The following is a 17,624-nucleotide window of genomic DNA, read 5'->3' on the forward strand; positions in this document are numbered from 1 at the left end:
CCGAAAAGTTACATAATTTTTGCAGTAATTACGCATGTGACGTTTCTGCCTGCGCGCGGTTATCCTGCGCACGCTGCGCGGCTGCCTGCATACGATAGCCCATGCCGGCCAGCGCAACGGTAACCAGCATCACGCTGGTGGTGGTCAGGAGCGGTGTGGCAATCAGCGCCGAGACCACCAGACTGGCCAGGAAGCACAGCCCTAGTTGCAGCGTATTCTGAAGTGCGGCCGCACGGCCTGTCGCCTGCGGGAAGGGACGAAGCGCCTGCGCCACAACGATAGGGTATATCGCGCCGTTCGCGATGGCCATTACGCAGAATGGAATCAAAATTTCAGCCAGACCGACGCCGGGAATAAAGCCGACGGCCCAGGTCCCGATAACGCTCAACGCATACAGCACCAGCAACCACGGCAGCATCTGCTGGCCTTCCCATTTTTGCAGCGCCGCGCGACAGCCGTACCCGCCAACCAGGAACGCGATGGTCTGCGGAACATAGCTCAGACCGATGGCCGCCGGGCTATAACCCATATCGTGCAGAATAAAGGGTGAACCGGTCAGCCATGCGAAGAAGCTCGCCGAGCAGGCAGCATAAATCAGCACATTACCGCGATACGCTTTGGCGCTCAGCAGGGAGGCAAAGGTAATTGGGCTGGCGTCGGCATGCGCCTCTTTTTTATGCGCGGGCTTGAGGGCGAACGCCGGCAGCATCAGGATCAGCGTGATGGCAAACAGCGTGGCAAAGATGGCCTGCCAGTCGAAATGTGCGAGGATCCAGCTACCCAGCAGCGGGGCGAGGGCAGGGGAAAGCCCCACCAGCGGCATAATGGTCGCGAAAATTCGGTTTGTACGGTTTGCCGGATAGTAGTCGGTGACCAGCGCCTGCCAGGTGACGGCTGCGGCGCAGACGCCCACTGCCTGAATAAAACGCAGTACCAGCAGCCAGGTGGCGTCGCGAACCCATAGCATCCCCAGACAGCCCACGGCAAAAATGGCCAGACCCAGCAACAGTACCGGCTTGCGGCCAAAGCGATCCGAGAGCGGTCCCCAGAGCAGCTGCGCGAAGGCGAAACCGGCGAGGAACAAACTCAGGCTGGCGCTGATCGCGGCGGCAGGGGTTTGCAGATCTTCCTGCATGGCGGCGAAAGCCGGCAGGTACATATCGGTGGCTAAAAAGCCCAGCACGCTTAAGCCGCCGAGCCAGACTAAAAAACCTTTCCTGGGTTGCATTGTTTTCTTCTCCTGAGGAGGCAGGTGTACATTGGCGCAGAGTGTAGGGAGTGCAAAGCGGCTTGTGAAACGCTAATATTTGGCGGGTGCATTCAAATTTTTTGCAGGCAGAAAATGTGGTCAGATTATTCTCTTGAAGTGGTCGATGCTGTCGCGCGTAACGGCAGCTTTAGCGGAGCAGCGCAGGAACTGCACCGCGTCCCGTCGGCAATCAGCTATACGGTGCGTCAGCTAGAAGAGTGGCTGGCCGTTCCGCTGTTCGAACGGCGACATCGTGATGTGGAATTAACGCCTGCCGGGGCGTGGTTTTTGAAAGAAGGGCGTTCTGTTATCAAAAAAATGCAGATCACCCGCGAACAGTGTCAGCAGATCGCTAACGGCTGGCGGGGGCATCTTTCCATCGCGGTCGATAATATCGTGAAGCCGGAACGCACCCGGCAAATGATCGTCGATTTCTATCGTCATTTTTCTGACGTTGAGTTGCGTGTTTCGCAGGAAGTGTTCAACGGCGTGTGGGACGCGCTGTCGGACGGCAGGGTAGAAATGGCGATTGGGGCGACGCAGGCGATTCCGGTTGGGGGACGCTATGCCTTTCGCGATATGGGGATGCTGAGCTGGAAATGCGTAGTGGCACGCGATCATCCCCTGGCGGCCATGGAGGGGCCGTTAAGCGACGATACCCTGCGTAACTGGCCGTCGCTGGTGCTGGAGGACACCTCCCGCTCGCTGCCCAAGCGTATCACCTGGCTGCTGGATAACCAGCGTCGCGTGGTCGCCCCGGACTGGGAATCGTCGGCGACCTGCCTCAGTGCAGGGCTGTGCGTCGCGATGGTGCCCGTTCATTTTGCGCGCCCGCGAATCGACACCGGCGAGTGGGTTGAACTGACGCTGGAGAATCCGTTCCCGGATGCGGCTTGCTGCCTGACCTGGCAACAAAATGATGTTTCACCTGCTATGGCCTGGCTGCTGGATTATCTGGGGGACAGCGAAACGCTTAACCGGGAATGGTTACGGGAGCCAGTGTGACTGGCTCCGTGAAGCGATTAACGACGGTAGTCGCGGAACGGACCATCCGCAACGGAACGGCGTTCGATGAGGCGCGGGTGGACTTCAATGGACTGCGACTCTTCACGTTTGTTGACGATCCTGTCGAGCAGCATGTTGAAGGCCGTTTCACCCAGCGAATCTTTCGGCTGGTGGATGGTGGTCAGCGCAGGGGTAAAGAAGCGCGCGTTGCGCACGTTGTCATAGCCGATCACGGAAATGTCCTGCGGGACGCGCAGACCCAGCTCATCGGCCGCACAGAGCGCGCCCATCGCCATGATGTCGCCCCCGCAGAAAACGGCGGTAGGACGATGTTGCTGGGAGACAATCTGCTGCATCGCGCGGTAGCCTGATTCCGGCTCAAAGTCACCCTGTACGATCCAGTTTTCTGGCACGGTGATCAGCGCTTCTTCCATCGCTTTCATAAAGCCAGCCAGACGACCTGCGCCGGTGTTACGCTCAAGCGGACCCGGGATCACGCCAATCTCACGATGACCGCGTTCGATCAAATAACGGCCCGCCATATAGCCGCCTTCAAAAGCGTTGTCGATAACGGAATCCGTGAAATCCGCACGGGCTTCACCCCAGTCCATCACCACCATCGGGATATGCCGATACTCTTCAAGCATCGACAGTACGGATTCCGGGTACTCGGAACACATCACCAGCAGGCCATCCACGCGCTTCTGCGCCATCATGGAGAGATAGGCTCGCTGTTTTTCAATGCTATTCCACGCGTTGCCCAGAATCAGGGTATAGCCTTTCTGGAAGCAGTTTTTCTCTACCGCTTCAATGATCTCAGCAAAATAGGCCGCTTCGCTGCTGGTCGCCAGCAGACCAATCGATTTGGTGTGATTCACCTTGAGGCTGCGCGCAACCGCACTTGGCGAGTAGTGCAGCTCTTTGATCGCTGCCCAGACGGCGTTGCGCGTCTCTTCCGCCACAAAGCGGGTTTTGTTAATTACATGTGATACGGTTGTAGTGGAAACGTTTGCGCGTTTTGCTACGTCTTTAATTGTTGCCATTAAATGTCACTCCAGACCATATCCTAAACTCCTGAAATACTTGAAGGTAAACGTTTGCCTTCTCTCACCCTTATCACGCAATTTTAGATTGCGGTACGCCAGGAAAACGACACGGGACGTCAGGAGGGGGTCAATGGCCGGTACGCTAATAAATTTAGCGTGGAATTTTGTCCTATCTTGATGAAAAGGGGAAGAGGTAAAGTGGTTATCAGCTTAAATCCGGGAAGATTTTTGACGTAAACTGTGCAAAAATGAGCAAGCTCACTTTTCGTGGGGGGATTAAAAGGAGAAAAATTGATGAGTTCCGATCTGAAGTTTTCGCTGTTCACCACCATCGTTGTGCTGGCGCTGATTGTGGCGGCTGGCCTGACGGCTGCGCTGCACTGATTTACGCGGAGGGAGAATCTTCTCCCTCCCGGTTTACCGGATTGTTACTTCTCAGGCAAAAATCTTTTGCCATTTTGTTAACTTCTCATTTTTTGTGATTGATGTCATGCTTTCCGCTTCTTTGTTCTGTGTCACGACATGACACGGCATCCGGAGTTGACGCATGAAAATCAATTTTCCCCTGCTGGCCCTGGCGATTGGCGCTTTTGGGATTGGCACCACCGAATTCTCCCCGATGGGGTTACTGCCTGTTATCGCCCGGGGTGTGGATGTCTCGATCCCTGCGGCCGGGATGTTAATCAGCGCTTATGCCATCGGCGTGATGGTGGGGGCGCCGCTGATGACGCTACTGCTTTCACACCGCGCGCGCCGTAATGCGCTGATTTTCCTGATGGCGATTTTCACCCTGGGCAACGTGCTCTCTGCCATTTCACCTGACTACACCACCCTGATGCTGTCGCGCATTTTGACCAGCCTGAACCATGGCGCGTTCTTTGGGCTGGGCTCGGTCGTGGCCGCAAGCGTGGTGCCGAAACATAAGCAGGCAAGCGCCGTGGCGACCATGTTTATGGGGCTGACGATTGCCAACATTGGCGGCGTACCGGCTGCGACCTGGCTGGGTGAAGCGATCGGCTGGCGTATGTCATTCCTGGCAACCGCCGGGCTGGGCGTGGTGGCGATGGTGGCCTTGTTCTTCTCCCTGCCGAAAGGCAGCGCGGGTGAACGTCCGGACGTGCGCAAAGAGCTGTCGGTACTGGTGCGCCCGCAGGTGCTTTCTGCACTGCTGACCACCGTGCTGGGGGCCGGGGCGATGTTTACGCTCTATACCTACATTTCACCGGTGCTGCACGATATCACCCATGCAACCCCGATCTTTATTACCGCGATGCTGGTATTGATTGGCGTAGGGTTCTCAATGGGTAACTACCTTGGCGGGAAATTTGCTGACCGTTCAGTGACCGGAACGTTGAAAGGCTTTTTAACCTTGCTGATTGCCATCATGATCGCGATTCCGTGGCTGGCGCGTAACGAGTTTGGCGCGGCCATCGCGATGGTTGTCTGGGGCGCGGCCACCTTCGCCGTGGTGCCGCCGCTGCAGATGCGCGTGATGCGTGTCGCCCACGAGGCGCCGGGACTCTCTTCTTCGGTGAATATCGGTGCGTTTAACCTGGGGAACGCCCTGGGTGCTGCGGCGGGCGGCGCCGTCATTTCTGGCGGTCTGGGATACAGCTTTGTGCCGGTGATGGGGGCGATTATTGCCGCGCTCGGCCTGCTGCTGGTGATGATGTCCGGCCGAAAACAGCCAGAAGCCGTTTGCACGGCGGAATAATAAAAATAACGCAGAAGGGGGACCCCTTCTGCGTCTCTCTTACGCGGCGAAGTTCTTCGCGACGAAGTCCCAGTTGACCAGTGCCCAGAAGTGCTCCAGGTAGTTCGGGCGCGCGTTACGGTAATCAATGTAGTAAGCGTGCTCCCACACGTCCACGGTCATCAGCGGCGTAGCGCTGGTGGTCAGCGGGGTGCCTGCATTAGAGGTGGACACGATTGCCAGTTTGCCATCCGCTTCTTTTACCAGCCACGTCCAGCCAGAGCCGAAGTTCTTGATGGCGGCATCCGTAAACTTCGCTTTGAAATCGGCGAAGCTGCCAAAGGCGGCGTTAATCGCGGAAGCCAGTTCACCGGCAGGTTCACCACCGGCATTGGGTGCCAGGCAGTGCCAGTAGAAGGTGTGGTTCCACACCTGAGCCGCGTTGTTAAATACGCCACCCTCTGAGCTACGGACGATCTCTTCCAGCGTTTTGCCTTCGAAATCGGTGCCTTTGATCAGATTGTTCAGGTTGGTGACATACGTCTGGTGATGTTTGCCGTAATGGTATTCCAGGGTTTCCGCAGAAATGTGCGGTGCCAGGGCGTCTTTTGCATACGGTAGTGCAGGTAATTCGAACGACATTGCATCTCTCCTTATTGTATTTAGCGTTGCCAATAACCACACAGACAACAAGGACAGGATAGCAAATTGAAAGGGTATGCAAAAGAGGAACTTACCCTGCCACGGATGCGGCAGGGCAGGGGTTAGCGAATGGTTTTCGGCGTCATCACGCGACGTGCGCCGACGTAGTGACGCACCCAGTAGTCTTCACTCAGGGAGGTGATCTGAATATCCTGGCCGCTGCGCGGTGACTGGATAAATTTCCCGTTGCCGACATAGACACCCACATGGTCAGCCGTGCCGCGGCCTTGCGTGCGGAAGAAGACCAGATCGCCGTTTTCCAGCTCACCACGGCTCACCGGAGAGGCGTCGCGCAGGTGGTACATCTCATTAGCGGTACGCGGAATGCGGAACTTAACCAGATCTTTATAGGCGTAATAGACCAGGCCGCTACAGTCGAAGCCGGTTCGTGGCGAACTGCCACCCCAGCGATAAGGTTTGCCAATTTGCCCCATCAGTTTATTCATCGCGGTTTTTTGCGCTTTCTGTACACGGACTTTATGTACTTCCGCGATTTTCGTGACTTTGGTGCATTTCGCTTTGTGGCCTTTACGCGTAATGCATTTTTCAGTGACGAGGTTAGCAGCGGTCAGCGAAGTTTTACTTTTGGTGGTGTGGGCAGTGCGGGAAGATTTTGTTTTGGTCTTGCTGGAAGCGGTTTGTGTCGTCTTGGTGGTCGTCTTTTTCTTTTCGTTCTTTGTGGTGGTTTTTTTCTTACGTTCTGTGGCTTTCACCAGATGGCTTTTTTGTACAGCAGAATGCCGCGCCTGCTGAGAGGCGTTTGCCACTGGCGTGAGAGTGAGTGATGTAAACAGTAAAGCACAGAGCGTGATCGAGATTTTTGTTATCCGCGCCACTGGGCAGTCCCCTGATAAATGCAGGTCATCAATAATACCCGCGAGTGATTTACAAAGCCCGTCGATTCTAATCCATAAAAACCCGAGAAGTTAATAGCATTTTTCAATCTAAAAACCTGTTTCGTTAGCAAGTGCAAAAAAATTCATCGTTCTGTCGCACAATTGTTCACTCCCTAAGCAAAACCCTGACTGCCGCAGGGTTAAACGCCATTTGCAATGCAACTTTTGTAGAGTCGCGGTAAAATGTATAAACGTGACGAAAATGTTATTTTCCGATGCCAGCCTGACCCGCTACAATGTCAGACTATTGCCGTAACAGAAGTTAAAGGAAGCAAGACATGAGCACCACTATTGAAAAAATCCAGCGCCAGATCGCTGAAAACCCGATTTTGCTGTATATGAAAGGTTCTCCGAAGCTGCCAAGCTGCGGCTTCTCCGCGCAAGCGGTTCAGGCGCTCTCAGCCTGTGGTGAGCGTTTTGCTTACGTTGATATCCTGCAGAACCCGGACATCCGTGCTGAGCTGCCAAAATACGCTAACTGGCCAACCTTCCCGCAGCTGTGGGTAGACGGTGAGCTGGTAGGCGGCTGCGATATCCTGATTGAAATGTATCAGCGCGGTGAACTGCAGCAGCTGATCAAAGAAACCGCGGCGAAGTACAAAACCGAAGAGCCGGACGCAGAGTAAGTTTGCTGCGCAAATAAAAAAGCGACCTGTTAAGGTCGCTTTTTTTATTCTTCGCTGTCACCTGTCGGCAGCGGCCAGCCGCCCAGTCGCTTCCAGCGGTTGATGATCTCACAGAACAGCTCTGCGGTGCGCTCCGTGTCATACAGAGCCGAGTGCGCCTGCGTGCCGTCAAATTCAATACCCGCCGTAATACAGGCTTTTGATAACACCGTTTGCCCCAGCGCCAGACCGCTCAGTGCTGCCGTGTCGAAGGTCACAAACGGGTGGAAAGGGTTGCGTTTGAGCGAGGCGCGTTCCGCTGCGGCCATGGTAAAGGTGTGATCGAAGGTGGCGTTATGCGCCACCATGATGGCGCGGCTGCAGTTACTCTCTTTCATGCCTTTACGCACCATTTTAAAAATGGCGTGCAGCGCATCATATTCGCTTACCGCACCGCGCAGTGGGTTATGCGGATCGATACCGTTAAAGGCCAGCGCTTCCGGCTGTAAGTTTGCCCCTTCGAAAGGTTCAACGTGGAAATGCAGCGTGGTGTCTGGTGTAAGCCAGCCCTGTTCATCCATCTTCAGCGTGATGGCGGCAATTTCGAGCAGCGCATCGGTTTTAGCGTTAAATCCGGCTGTTTCTACATCAATGACAACGGGATAAAAACCACGAAAACGGTCGCACAGACCGCTAAATTGAGCGTTATCGGACATCAGGGTCTCTTACAAGGGGAAAAAGCAGAGCGCATTATGGCAAATTTTGCGGGGTGATGCAGTAAAACTACGGGCGCATATTGCGCCCTGAGGGATCAGTTGCCCAGACCACGACCGGCATCTTTGGCTTCAATCAGCTCGATTTTGTAACCGTCCGGATCTTCCACAAATGCAATCACTGTGGTGCCGCCTTTAACCGGACCCGCTTCACGGGTGACGTTACCGCCGTTGCTGCGGATGCGTTCGCACGCGTCGGCTGCGTTGTCCACTTCCAGCGCGATATGGCCGTAGGCGTTGCCGAGGTCATAGCTGTCCACGCCCCAGTTATAGGTCAGCTCAATCACCGCTTCATCCGTTTCCGGGCCGTAACCCACGAACGCCAGCGAGTATTTGTATTCCGGGTTTTCGCTGGTGCGCAGCAGTTTCATGCCCAGTACGTTAGTGTAGAAATCAATAGAACGTTGCAGATCGCCAACGCGCAGCATGGTGTGAAGTAGGCGCATAATTTCCTCATTAACCAATGGATTTGAATATTTTTTTGAACAGAAACGATGTTTTAGTATAGCGGCGAAGTGTCGCCGCTATCAATGAACAATGGCGAGATTAGAGAGAAGGGTAGTCGGTGTAACCTTCAGCGCCGCCGCCGTAGAAGCTTTCAGGACGCTGCGGGTTCAGAGCGGCTTTCTGTTGCAGGCGGGCGACCAGGTCCGGGTTGGCGATATAGTCGCGGCCAAACGCAACGGCATCGATCAGCCCTTTGCCGATCAGGTCTTCCGCTTTCTCAGGCGTATAGGCACCCGCACCGATGATCACCCCGTGGAAGCGCTCACGCACTTTCTGACGGAAGGCTTCCGTATAAGGTTTACCGCCGGCCCAGTCTGGCTCAGACATGTGCAGATAGGCGATACCGCGTTTTGCCAGCTCTTCAATCAGATAGAGCGCATCCGCTTCTTCGTTCGGGCCGTTGTCGACGTTCTGGAAAGAACCGATCGGGGAGACGCGAATGCCGATACGATCCGGGCTCCACTCCTGGCATACGGCATCAACCACTTCCAGCACCAGACGGGCGCGGTTCTCGACGCTGCCGCCATACTGGTCGGTACGCTGGTTAGATGACGGTGACAGGAACTGGTGCAGCAGGTAACCGTGCGCGGAGTGCAGCTCAATCAAATCAAAACCTGCTTCACGGGCGTTGGCCACGGCCTGACGGAAATCGTTCACGATACCCGGGATCTCATCCAGCTCCAGGGCGCGCGGCGTTGAGGTATCGACGCGGATCGCGTTACCGTTTTCATCACGCAGCGAGGTGCGGGTGTTAGCATTCAGGGCAGAGGCTGAAACCGGTGCCTGGCCGCCAGGCTGAATGCTGCTGTGGGAGATACGACCGGTGTGCCACAACTGGACGGCAATGCGTCCCTCTTCAGCATGCACGCCCGCGGTAATTTTCTGCCATGCGGCGATCTGTTCCGGGCTGTGCAGCCCCGGCGCACCCGCATAACCTTTAGCCTGAGCAGAAATCTGCGTAGCTTCGGTGATGATCAGGCCGGAACTGGCGCGCTGACGATAGTATTCACCCATCAGTGGGGTGGGGATGTCACCCGGCTCAATGCTGCGCAGACGGGTAAGCGGAGCCATGAACACGCGGTTTGGCGCGGTAACGGCACCCACTTTTAAGGGGGTAAATAATTTTTCAGCTGACATAAAGACTCCTGAGTAGACCAGTCGACTAGTAATAAGATAAATAAAAACGCCTGTTAAATGCCAGGCGCAGTAATTGTGTTTTTCACATGTGCCAGCGCGCTTTCCAGCGGCACGGCACTGCGCGAAATCTTGGCCTGCAGGTTAGCGCCTAACCATAGCGCGTATAACACCTGCGCCTGAGTCAGAGGCTCACCCGAAAAGGCCAGCGTTTTTTCATTGCGGCCTTTTTCCAGCGCCTGGGCCAGCAGGGCGATAACACCGCTGGCACCTTTATCCATCGCCGTGCGCATATCTTCGGAGAGATCGCACACTTCGGCAGACAGTTTTACCGTCAGGCATCCGCTGATAATGCCCTGCTGACAGAACTGATTCAGCGTTTCCTGATAGTAGTTCAGAACACGATCCCGATAGTTACCTTCACCCGTGGCGAAGTGGGTTGCGAGACGCTGATGGTAGCCCGCATAGTGCCGCTCCAGCATCGCCACGCCAAACGCCTCTTTGGACCGGAAGTAGTGATAAAACGACCCCTTCGGTACCTCAGCGGTTTTTAATAGCTCGCTTAACCCCATGCCGGTGAAACCGCGATGCATGCAGAGCCGCTCGCCAGTCGCCAGTAGATGTTCGCGGGTATCGTGTTCAGTATTTCTGCTCATGGCCTCACTCTAATAGACCGTTCGGTCTAATGCAAGCCTGTTTACTGCCGACACCCATTCAGAATATCCAGCTGCTGTTGATAAACCTTTGATTTAATGTCCATCATACCCAGCACCGTTGAGAATAAATTGTCCTGCGAAACCGCATTTTTTGCCGCATAGTCGCGTAAGCACTGCGCGTTGATGCCAAAGTTTTTTGCATAATCCGGCGATAGCCAGAACATAAACGGGATGTGCGTTTGTTGCTCGGGTGCCAGCATGTATGGCGTACCGTGCAGGTAAATACCGCTTTCACCCAGCGATTCACCGTGGTCTGACAAATAAATCAGGGCGGTGTTCATGTTCGCCTGACGGGCTTTCAGTGCGTCAATGGTTTTGCTGACCATGCTGTCGGTATACAGGATGGTGTTGTCATAGGTGTTCATCAGCGCCTGATGATCGCAATCCTGAATTTCGTTCGTGTCGCAGGTTGGGGTGAATTTACGGAAATTGTCCGGGTAACGGCGATAGTACGCCGGACCGTGGCTGCCCATCAGGTGGATAACCAGCACCGTATCTTGCTTCACGCCATCCAGCACGTTGTCCAGACGGTAGAAATTCACATCGTCAATACAGGATTTGTCTTTACAGAACTGATCCAGATTCCACTGCGTCATGTCGGTATGAGGCACGCGATCGCAGGCGCCTTTACAGCCGCCGTCGTTATCGCGCCACAGCAGGTTGACGCCCGCGTGCCTGAGCACGTCAAGCAGCCCTTCCTGATGCCGAGCCAGGTCGGCATCGTATTTGCTGCGCGTCATGCCGGAGAACATGCAGGGAACGGAAACCGCGGTTTCGGTGCCACATGAAGAGGCCTGCGGGAAGTTAATCACGTCCTGCTTTTTCAGCTCGGGGTTGGTTTCGCGCCCGTAACCGTTCAGGGAGTAGTTTGCCGCGCGAGAGGCTTCGCCGACGACAAGCACCAGAACGGTTTTCTTTTGCTGACCCGCAATCAGCGAGCCTTTATGCGCATCTTCGCCAATGCGCACCAGCGTTTGATCGCCGGCAAACCAGCGCATTTTGCTGTACTTCACCACGGCGCTGACATAGTTCGCCGGGGTAACCATTTTGACGATGCTTTTGTTATTGCGGAACAGCGACGCGTAATCTTTATAAAACAGTGCGGCAATCAGGATGATCACCAGCAGAGCGCCCAGCATCGCGGCTACGCGCGTCAGCAGCGCGTACCACCATTTTCCGGTACGAATTCGGGTGAGAGCCAGCACCACGGAGGGCACGAGGCCAGCAACAACAATCCACAGAATCATCTGCGGGGTAACCAGGGCGGTGGCTTCCTGAGAGTTGGTTTCGAACACGTTGACGATCATGTTCTGATCGATGACCGCGCCGTAGGTATACATAAAATAGGTTGCCGCAGCGCAACCGACAGTTAAAACGATCAGCAGCGGCTTACGGATGTACGGGATATTGAGCAGGCTAAAAACAATTACCCAGCCACAAAACAGCACCACCGGCACGGACGCGGCAAAGAGAATGTCGTGCAGATGAGAAGGGGCAATAATGGCCCAGCTGCGCTGGATAAACAGCCCGTTCAGCAGGGTAAAAAAGAGTGCACAGCCCAGAGTAAATTTAATATCGTTACATTGTAACTTTTTGATTAACTGCATCGATCGAAAAACCTGTTCTTATGATGATGGGCTGAGTATAGAGAGGGAAGATTAGTGAAACCTTAATGCCACAAAACTGTGGTAAAGCCCTTGCACCTGACGCGTTTAGCGTCTTCACTGTAGATGAGAGTGGTCATGCGGAGGTCAGTGTGGCAGAGCAACTGGAGTTTTTCCCCATCCAGAGCCCGTGCCGGGGTATTTGTCAGGTAGATGAACGCGGATATTGCCGCGGGTGCATGCGCACCCGTGACGAGCGCTTTAACTGGCAAAACTTCAGCGACACGCAAAAACAGGAGGTGCTCCGGCTATGCCGGCAGCGACTTCTGCGCAAAATCCGCGCAAACAAAGCCGCTGAGACCGAAGAACCTCAGCAACCTTCACTGTTTTAACACGGTAATTGCGTATACTCATGACATCACGTCCTTGAGGAAAATGTTATGGTTCAGCGAATTACCCTTGCCCCCCAGGGGCCAGAATTCTCCCGTTTTGTGATGGGCTACTGGCGCCTGATGGACTGGAATATGTCCCCCCTCCAGCTGGCGAGCTTTATTGAAGAGCATATCGATTTAGGGGTCACGACCGTCGATCATGCGGATATTTACGGTGGCTACCTGTGTGAAGCTGCATTCGGCGAGGCGCTCAAGCTTGTTCCGGCACTCCGCGACCGCATGGAGATCGTCACGAAGTGTGGGATTGCCACCACCGCAAAACCTGAGCACGCCCTCGGCCATTACATCACCGACAGCGCGCATATCATCAAGAGCGCTGAGCAGTCGCTGGTCAATCTGGCGACGGATCGCATCGACCTGCTGCTGATTCACCGCCCAGACCCGCTGATGGACGCCGATGAGGTGGCGGAAGCGTTCCTGCATCTGCATCAGAGTGGGAAAGTGCGTCACTTCGGCGTCTCAAACTTTACCCCGGCACAGTTTGCACTGCTTCAGTCTCGGCTGCCGTTTACCCTGGCCACTAACCAGGTGGAAATTTCCCCTGTCCATCAGCCGCTGCTGCTGGACGGTACGCTCGACCAGCTGCAACAGCTGCGTATTCGCCCGATGGCCTGGTCCTGCCTGGGAGGCGGACGCCTGTTTAATGATGAGGCGTTCCAGCCGTTGCGCAATGAACTGGAAACCATCGCCCGTGAGCTGAACGCGGAGAGCATTGAACAGGTGGTGTATGCGTGGATCCTGCGTCTGCCGTCAAAACCGCTGCCGATTATTGGCTCCGGAAAAATCGAACGCGTTCGTTCCGCACTGGCCGCGGAAGAGCTGGAGATGACACGCCAGCAGTGGTTCCGCATCCGCAAAGCCGCGCTGGGTTACGACGTGCCTTAAACCGCCATAATCTGACTTTCCGGTGAAATCTTTGCCTCTGGTATACACTTAAGGGGCAAAAAATAACCCGCGGAGGTCATATGAAGCGTTTTGCTCTGGCATTGGTCACGCTGGTTGTTTGCGCAGGAGCGCAGGCAGCCAGCGACGAAGTGGAAATGAATCTCGTCACCTCTCAGGGTGTGGGTCAGTCTATCGGGACGGTGAAAATCACTGAGACCGACAAGGGGCTGGAATTCGCGCCCAATCTCAAAGCACTCCCGCCCGGCGAACACGGCTTTCATGTTCATGCCAAAGGAAGCTGCCAGCCTGCCATGAAAGAGGGTAAACCGTCCGCGGCGGAAGCCGCCGGGGGGCATCTGGATCCGCAACATTCAGGCAAACATGAAGGGCCAGACGGTATGGGGCACCTTGGCGATCTGCCGGTGCTGGTGGTGAACAATGACGGTAAAGCCACCGATCCGGTCGTGGCCCCGCGCCTGAAAAAACTCGATGAAGTAAAAGGCAAAGCGCTGATGATCCATGTGGGCGGCGATAACATGTCCGATCAGCCTAAACCGCTTGGCGGCGGCGGGGCACGTTATGCCTGCGGCGTGATCTGATCTCCAATGGTGCCCGGTGGGGGAGCCTGTTCCAGCTGCGACAGCGAGCAGTGCAGGCGCCAGATGATTGAGGCTAAATCACGGGCTGCGGGAAGATGGTGATGCGCGAGGGTATCGCAGATCCGTTGCAGTTCAGCCAGCGTGACCTCCAGAGGCCGCTGCTGGACACCGCGTTCACTCATCACGTCGCGTAGCAGGGAAATGCAAACATCGCGCACCTGCGACAGCGGGTCGGACCGCGTTTCCCATGCGCGAAGCTGCCAGACCACATGCGAACAGTTCAACAGCACCACGCCCCAGCGCAGCAGCCAGCGGCGGGAAAGCGCGTCATGGCTGTTATTGAGCTGGCTGACATGGTGATACACCAGCGATTCATACTCGCTTTCACGCAGATGCGGTTTGCGGCTGAGCTGGTCGACAAACCCTCTGCGTAATTCCCTGATATGTCGTCGGCTCTTACGTGCATCAGAGCCGGGACGCAATACCGCAAATGCGAGCCATGCCAGCCCCACGCCCAGGATCTTTGCCAGGTTATCATTGAGAAAATCGGCGTAATCATACACCGGCGGATTCGTCACGGAGATAAACGAGCCCATAAAGACAATCAGCTGGCCCCACAGGCCCGCCAGTTTCGGCATTTGCAGCTTGAGGAGTTGCATCGTCGTTAACAGCGGAAACAGGAACAGCAGGAACTGCCAGAGATCGCTTATCTGCACCATCAGGCCAAACTTCACGGCGAAACTGAACAATGACAGGAGTACCAGCGTGCGCAGCAGTAGCGTAAGAGAGTTAAACGGCGAGGCCGCGACGGAGTAAAGCACGCAGCTGATGGCGGCAAGCGTCAGGGCCGCGGCACCGGATTCCCACTGCGTGGTGATGCTCCACGCCCCAACCAGCGTCAGCGCACAAAAGGTGCGAAAACCACTCCACAGTGCTTCCAGATAATCGGTATGTCGGGCGAGAGCCGGGCTGCCGGGGACATTAAATTCCGTTACCGGCGTGGCATTCTCGACGGCATTAATCCAGCGGCTACTGCGCAGATATAACCGGCAAAAGTAATTCAGGCGCAGCCAGAAGGCGCGATGGCGATAATCATACTCATCCGCCGGGGCGAGCGGGGCGATGATCTTCGCGACGGTGTAAATATCCGCGTCAGGACGCGCAAGCGTTGCGAGCAGCGTCTCAATGACGGCGCGGGTATTTTCAGGGGGCGTTGGCCAGTTGAGCAGCATCCGGCGCAGGCTGGAGATGGCGCTGGTCATACGCAGCTGCTGGTGCAGCAAATAGTTGAGCAGCGTATTCTGACGACGAAAACGGTAATGACTCCAGAAAGCCTGTATGCGCAACAGGTTCATGGTCAGGATCTGCCCGATAACCTTTTCATGCGCGAGACGGATGTCATCACTGGTATCCGGTTGCCACAGCAGGCTTGCATGTTCCAGCAACCGGGTATGCATGGTCTTCAGCGCGGTAATCAGCGTCGTACCGTCGGAGGTGCTGGGCAGGATCATCATCATAAACCCGCCGCTGAGGATCCCGACAATCACCTCACAGACGCGCGCCTGTGCAATATCCCACAGTTCGGTGGTATCGAGCACATTGACGACCGGGAAGGCAATGATGGCCGCGGTATAGCCCGCTAACTGGAAAGCGTAGGCCACGTTATTGGTGAAATGGGCGCAGGCCCAGGTACAACATCCCAGCCACGCCGCCATGCTCAGCAGGAATAGCCACGGATCGTTCAGCGTATGCCCCGCGATAATTAACGCCGCGGTGGCGCCTAACAGACTCCCCGCGATGCGGCCAAGGCTTTTGCTGATCACTCCGCCAACGGTAGGGAAACTCACCACCGCGGCTGAGGTCATCGCCCAGTAGGGTTGGTCAAGATTCAGGTAATAGGCGACCGTCAGCGCCAGACACATGGCGATGCCATTACGCAGCGCGTAGCGCCACTGAGGACGCGTCGCTTTCATCCACGGCGTGTTTTGCCAGGAGAGCGCCTGCAGCTTCATTAACGGCTTCCGATGGAGACGGTGCAGGTGGTGCCGGATACCAGCGTGATGCCCTCGGGTAAACGGTCAAACTCCACACGCACAGGCACACGTTGAGCCAGTCGCACCCAGGGGACGTTCGGCTTTATGTCCGGCACGAGGCCGGAATCCGTTTCGACGCTTTGATCGTAAATGGCGCGACCGATGCTGGAGACGTGACCCTGTAACGTTTGCGAACCGCTGTAAAGGGTAATGGCCGCAGGTGAACCCTCGCGAATGTGGCGAAGCTTGGTCTCTTCAAAATAGCCCACCACGTAGAAGGAATGGCTGTCGACAAGGGCAAAAACAGGCTGGCCGGTGGTGGCGTAGTTACCCACCCGGGCAGAGAGGTTAGTCACCCATCCATCTACAGGTGCGGTAATCACGGTTTGGGTCAGTTCCCACTGTGCCTGCTTAAGCGTCGCCTGGGCTACGTTGACGCTTGCCTGCATGGCCTTGACGTTAAGGTTGGCGGTATCCAAATCTTCCGCTGAGATGTAGTTTTGCGATAAGTGACGGCGGCGATTGGCTTCGTTATTGGCCTTCGCCAGGTCTGACTGGGCTTTCGCCAGCTGCGCCTGGGCATTCAGAACGGCAATATGGTAGGGGGTATCGTCGATACGGAACAGTTCCTCTCCCTTTTTAACATACTGGTTATCCTTCACCAGGAGCGTGGTAATACTTCCCGACACCTGCGGGGTGATGCTGACCTGCTCGGCGCGAACTTTGCCGTCACGCGTCCAGGGGGACTGCATATAAAAATTCCAGAGCCACCAGCCGGCGATCAGCGCGAGGACCAGGACAAACAGGGTGGAAAAGTACTTCAGCGTTTTCAGAGGCATATTCACCACACGGTCAAAACAGCAAGGCCCAGACTGACACAGAGGGCGAACAGGGAGAGATCCATCAACATGGGATGCCAGATTTCGCCGGAATACATCCAGTCGCGAAGCAGGCGGTGCGCAACGAGCCAGAGGATAAAGCCCACCAGCACGGCTTTAAACAGGGGAGGAAAGTAGACTGACGCACCGAAGATCAGGTCCTGGAGGGGTAAACCCTCTGAGCGATGAAAAAAGGTCACAAGCAGAGATCCTTTGCAGTGAACAGAATGCCGCGTTGGCTTGTCTGAGTATAAAGAAGCATCAGAATTCAGTGTAAGTCATACTTTTGAGTTAGATGAATGCAGTATTGCATTTGTTTTGCCAATACAAATGCTGCACACTATTCTAAAATCAGTATAATAACTTAGCAAGCTAATTATAAGGAGATGAAATTGGAATCGCCATTAGGTTCTGATCTGGCAAGGTTGGTACGCGTCTGGCGTGCTCTGATTGACCATCGCCTGAAACCTCTGGAATTGACACAGACGCATTGGGTCACGCTGCACAACATTCATCAGTTGCCGCCTGACCAGTCGCAAATTCAACTGGCAAAAGCGATAGGTATTGAGCAACCGTCGCTGGTGCGTACGCTTGATCAACTGGAAGAGAAGGGGCTGATCTCCCGGCAAACCTGCGCCAGCGATCGTCGCGCCAAGCGGATTAAACTCACTGAGAAAGCAGCGCCCATTATTACCGAAATGGAAGCTGTGATTACCAAAACGCGCGGTGAAATCCTTTCAGGCGTTTCACCGGCGGAGCTGGAAATGCTCATAAGCCTTATTGCTCGCCTTGAGCAGAACATCCACGAGCTGCAGTCTCGCGACTGACCAGACAACAAGGCCTTGCA

General features: G+C 55.4%; 20 protein-coding genes. 8 read left to right on the plus strand and 12 right to left on the minus strand.

Going from position 1 to position 17,624, the window contains the following annotated elements:
* Window positions 1–28 precede the first annotated feature (28 nt).
* Window positions 29–1,228, minus strand: coding sequence for a purine nucleoside transporter PunC (gene punC, locus ACOTYN_RS02185; protein ID WP_032636819.1), 1,200 nt, complete (start codon window positions 1,226–1,228; stop codon window positions 29–31).
* 114 nt (window positions 1,229–1,342) lie between these two features.
* Between punC and punR the strand changes: the two genes are divergently transcribed.
* On the plus strand, window positions 1,343–2,254 hold the full coding sequence (gene punR / locus ACOTYN_RS02190) for a DNA-binding transcriptional activator PunR (protein ID WP_014883551.1): 912 nt from the start codon (window positions 1,343–1,345) through the stop codon (window positions 2,252–2,254).
* Between the two features lie 17 nt (window positions 2,255–2,271).
* Here the strand turns inward: punR and purR are convergent, their stop codons facing one another.
* Entirely contained in the window at window positions 2,272–3,297 is a 1,026-nt protein-coding gene (gene purR, locus ACOTYN_RS02195; RefSeq protein WP_014883552.1) for an HTH-type transcriptional repressor PurR, read from the minus strand.
* Window positions 3,298–3,594: 297 nt separating this feature from the next.
* Between purR and ACOTYN_RS02200 the strand changes: the two genes are divergently transcribed.
* Together ACOTYN_RS02200 and ACOTYN_RS02205 are read left to right on the plus strand one after the other, a co-directional pair.
* Window positions 3,595–3,684, plus strand: coding sequence for a YnhF family membrane protein (locus ACOTYN_RS02200; protein WP_014883553.1), 90 nt, complete (start codon window positions 3,595–3,597; stop codon window positions 3,682–3,684).
* 163 nt (window positions 3,685–3,847) lie between these two features.
* Complete coding sequence (locus ACOTYN_RS02205) at window positions 3,848–5,014, plus strand: MFS transporter (RefSeq protein WP_014883554.1); 1,167 nt, start codon at window positions 3,848–3,850, stop codon at window positions 5,012–5,014.
* 39 nt (window positions 5,015–5,053) lie between these two features.
* On the opposite strand, the gene sodB is transcribed toward ACOTYN_RS02205, so the two are convergent.
* Together sodB and ACOTYN_RS02215 are read right to left on the minus strand one after the other, a co-directional pair.
* Window positions 5,054–5,635, minus strand: coding sequence for a superoxide dismutase [Fe] (gene sodB / locus ACOTYN_RS02210; protein WP_032636815.1), 582 nt, complete (start codon window positions 5,633–5,635; stop codon window positions 5,054–5,056).
* 122 nt (window positions 5,636–5,757) lie between these two features.
* Window positions 5,758–6,531 (minus strand): C40 family peptidase, encoded by a 774-nt coding sequence (locus ACOTYN_RS02215; RefSeq protein WP_014883556.1) that lies wholly within the window; start codon window positions 6,529–6,531, stop codon window positions 5,758–5,760.
* Between the two features lie 338 nt (window positions 6,532–6,869).
* Between ACOTYN_RS02215 and grxD the strand changes: the two genes are divergently transcribed.
* On the plus strand, window positions 6,870–7,217 hold the full coding sequence (gene grxD / locus ACOTYN_RS02220; RefSeq protein WP_003832760.1) for a monothiol glutaredoxin 4: 348 nt from the start codon (window positions 6,870–6,872) through the stop codon (window positions 7,215–7,217).
* A gap of 44 nt (window positions 7,218–7,261) precedes the next feature.
* Here grxD and rnt read toward each other — a convergent pair whose 3' ends face one another.
* From rnt to eptA, 5 genes are all read right to left on the minus strand, one after another.
* A complete protein-coding gene (gene rnt, locus ACOTYN_RS02225) occupies window positions 7,262–7,912 on the minus strand; it encodes a ribonuclease T (RefSeq protein ID WP_332956284.1) in 651 nt (216 codons plus the stop codon).
* A gap of 95 nt (window positions 7,913–8,007) precedes the next feature.
* Entirely contained in the window at window positions 8,008–8,415 is a 408-nt protein-coding gene (gene gloA / locus ACOTYN_RS02230; RefSeq protein ID WP_071922299.1) for a lactoylglutathione lyase, read from the minus strand.
* 100 nt (window positions 8,416–8,515) lie between these two features.
* Complete coding sequence (locus ACOTYN_RS02235) at window positions 8,516–9,613, minus strand: alkene reductase (protein WP_014883559.1); 1,098 nt, start codon at window positions 9,611–9,613, stop codon at window positions 8,516–8,518.
* A 53-nt stretch (window positions 9,614–9,666) separates the two neighbouring features.
* The gene (locus tag ACOTYN_RS02240) at window positions 9,667–10,266 is read right to left on the minus strand and encodes a TetR/AcrR family transcriptional regulator (protein WP_014883560.1); all 600 of its coding nucleotides are present in this window, start codon (window positions 10,264–10,266) and stop codon (window positions 9,667–9,669) included.
* Window positions 10,267–10,307: 41 nt separating this feature from the next.
* Window positions 10,308–11,933 (minus strand): phosphoethanolamine transferase EptA, encoded by a 1,626-nt coding sequence (eptA, locus tag ACOTYN_RS02245; protein WP_023332812.1) that lies wholly within the window; start codon window positions 11,931–11,933, stop codon window positions 10,308–10,310.
* Between the two features lie 149 nt (window positions 11,934–12,082).
* On the opposite strand from eptA, the gene ACOTYN_RS02250 reads away from it, so the two are divergent.
* The 3 genes from ACOTYN_RS02250 (at window position 12,083) to sodC (ending at window position 13,866) form a co-directional block, all read left to right on the plus strand.
* Window positions 12,083–12,322, plus strand: coding sequence for a DUF1289 domain-containing protein (locus tag ACOTYN_RS02250; protein ID WP_014883562.1), 240 nt, complete (start codon window positions 12,083–12,085; stop codon window positions 12,320–12,322).
* A gap of 48 nt (window positions 12,323–12,370) precedes the next feature.
* Window positions 12,371–13,267, plus strand: a complete 897-nt coding sequence (locus ACOTYN_RS02255; RefSeq protein ID WP_014883563.1) for an aldo/keto reductase — start codon at window positions 12,371–12,373, stop codon at window positions 13,265–13,267.
* 80 nt (window positions 13,268–13,347) lie between these two features.
* On the plus strand, window positions 13,348–13,866 hold the full coding sequence (gene sodC / locus ACOTYN_RS02260; RefSeq protein WP_014883564.1) for a superoxide dismutase [Cu-Zn] SodC: 519 nt from the start codon (window positions 13,348–13,350) through the stop codon (window positions 13,864–13,866).
* Here sodC and ACOTYN_RS02265 read toward each other — a convergent pair.
* The 3 genes from ACOTYN_RS02265 to ACOTYN_RS02275 are packed head-to-tail and all read right to left on the minus strand — an operon-like array spanning window position 13,845 to window position 16,977.
* Entirely contained in the window at window positions 13,845–15,878 is a 2,034-nt protein-coding gene (locus ACOTYN_RS02265) for an FUSC family protein (protein WP_071922298.1), read from the minus strand. The genes sodC and ACOTYN_RS02265 overlap by 22 nt on opposite strands.
* Entirely contained in the window at window positions 15,878–16,738 is an 861-nt protein-coding gene (locus ACOTYN_RS02270) for an HlyD family secretion protein (RefSeq protein WP_014883566.1), read from the minus strand. The genes ACOTYN_RS02265 and ACOTYN_RS02270 overlap by 1 nt, the downstream gene beginning before the upstream one ends.
* A 2-nt stretch (window positions 16,739–16,740) precedes the next feature.
* Window positions 16,741–16,977 (minus strand): DUF1656 domain-containing protein, encoded by a 237-nt coding sequence (locus ACOTYN_RS02275; RefSeq protein WP_014883567.1) that lies wholly within the window; start codon window positions 16,975–16,977, stop codon window positions 16,741–16,743.
* 186 nt (window positions 16,978–17,163) lie between these two features.
* On the opposite strand from ACOTYN_RS02275, the gene slyA reads away from it, so the two are divergent.
* Window positions 17,164–17,604, plus strand: a complete 441-nt coding sequence (gene slyA, locus ACOTYN_RS02280) for a transcriptional regulator SlyA (protein WP_021241135.1) — start codon at window positions 17,164–17,166, stop codon at window positions 17,602–17,604.
* The last annotated feature ends 20 nt before the right edge of the window (window positions 17,605–17,624 follow it).

It is taken from the genome of Enterobacter cloacae complex sp. IR5458 (assembly GCF_049238025.1).
GTDB lineage: Bacteria > Pseudomonadota > Gammaproteobacteria > Enterobacterales > Enterobacteriaceae > Enterobacter > Enterobacter kobei.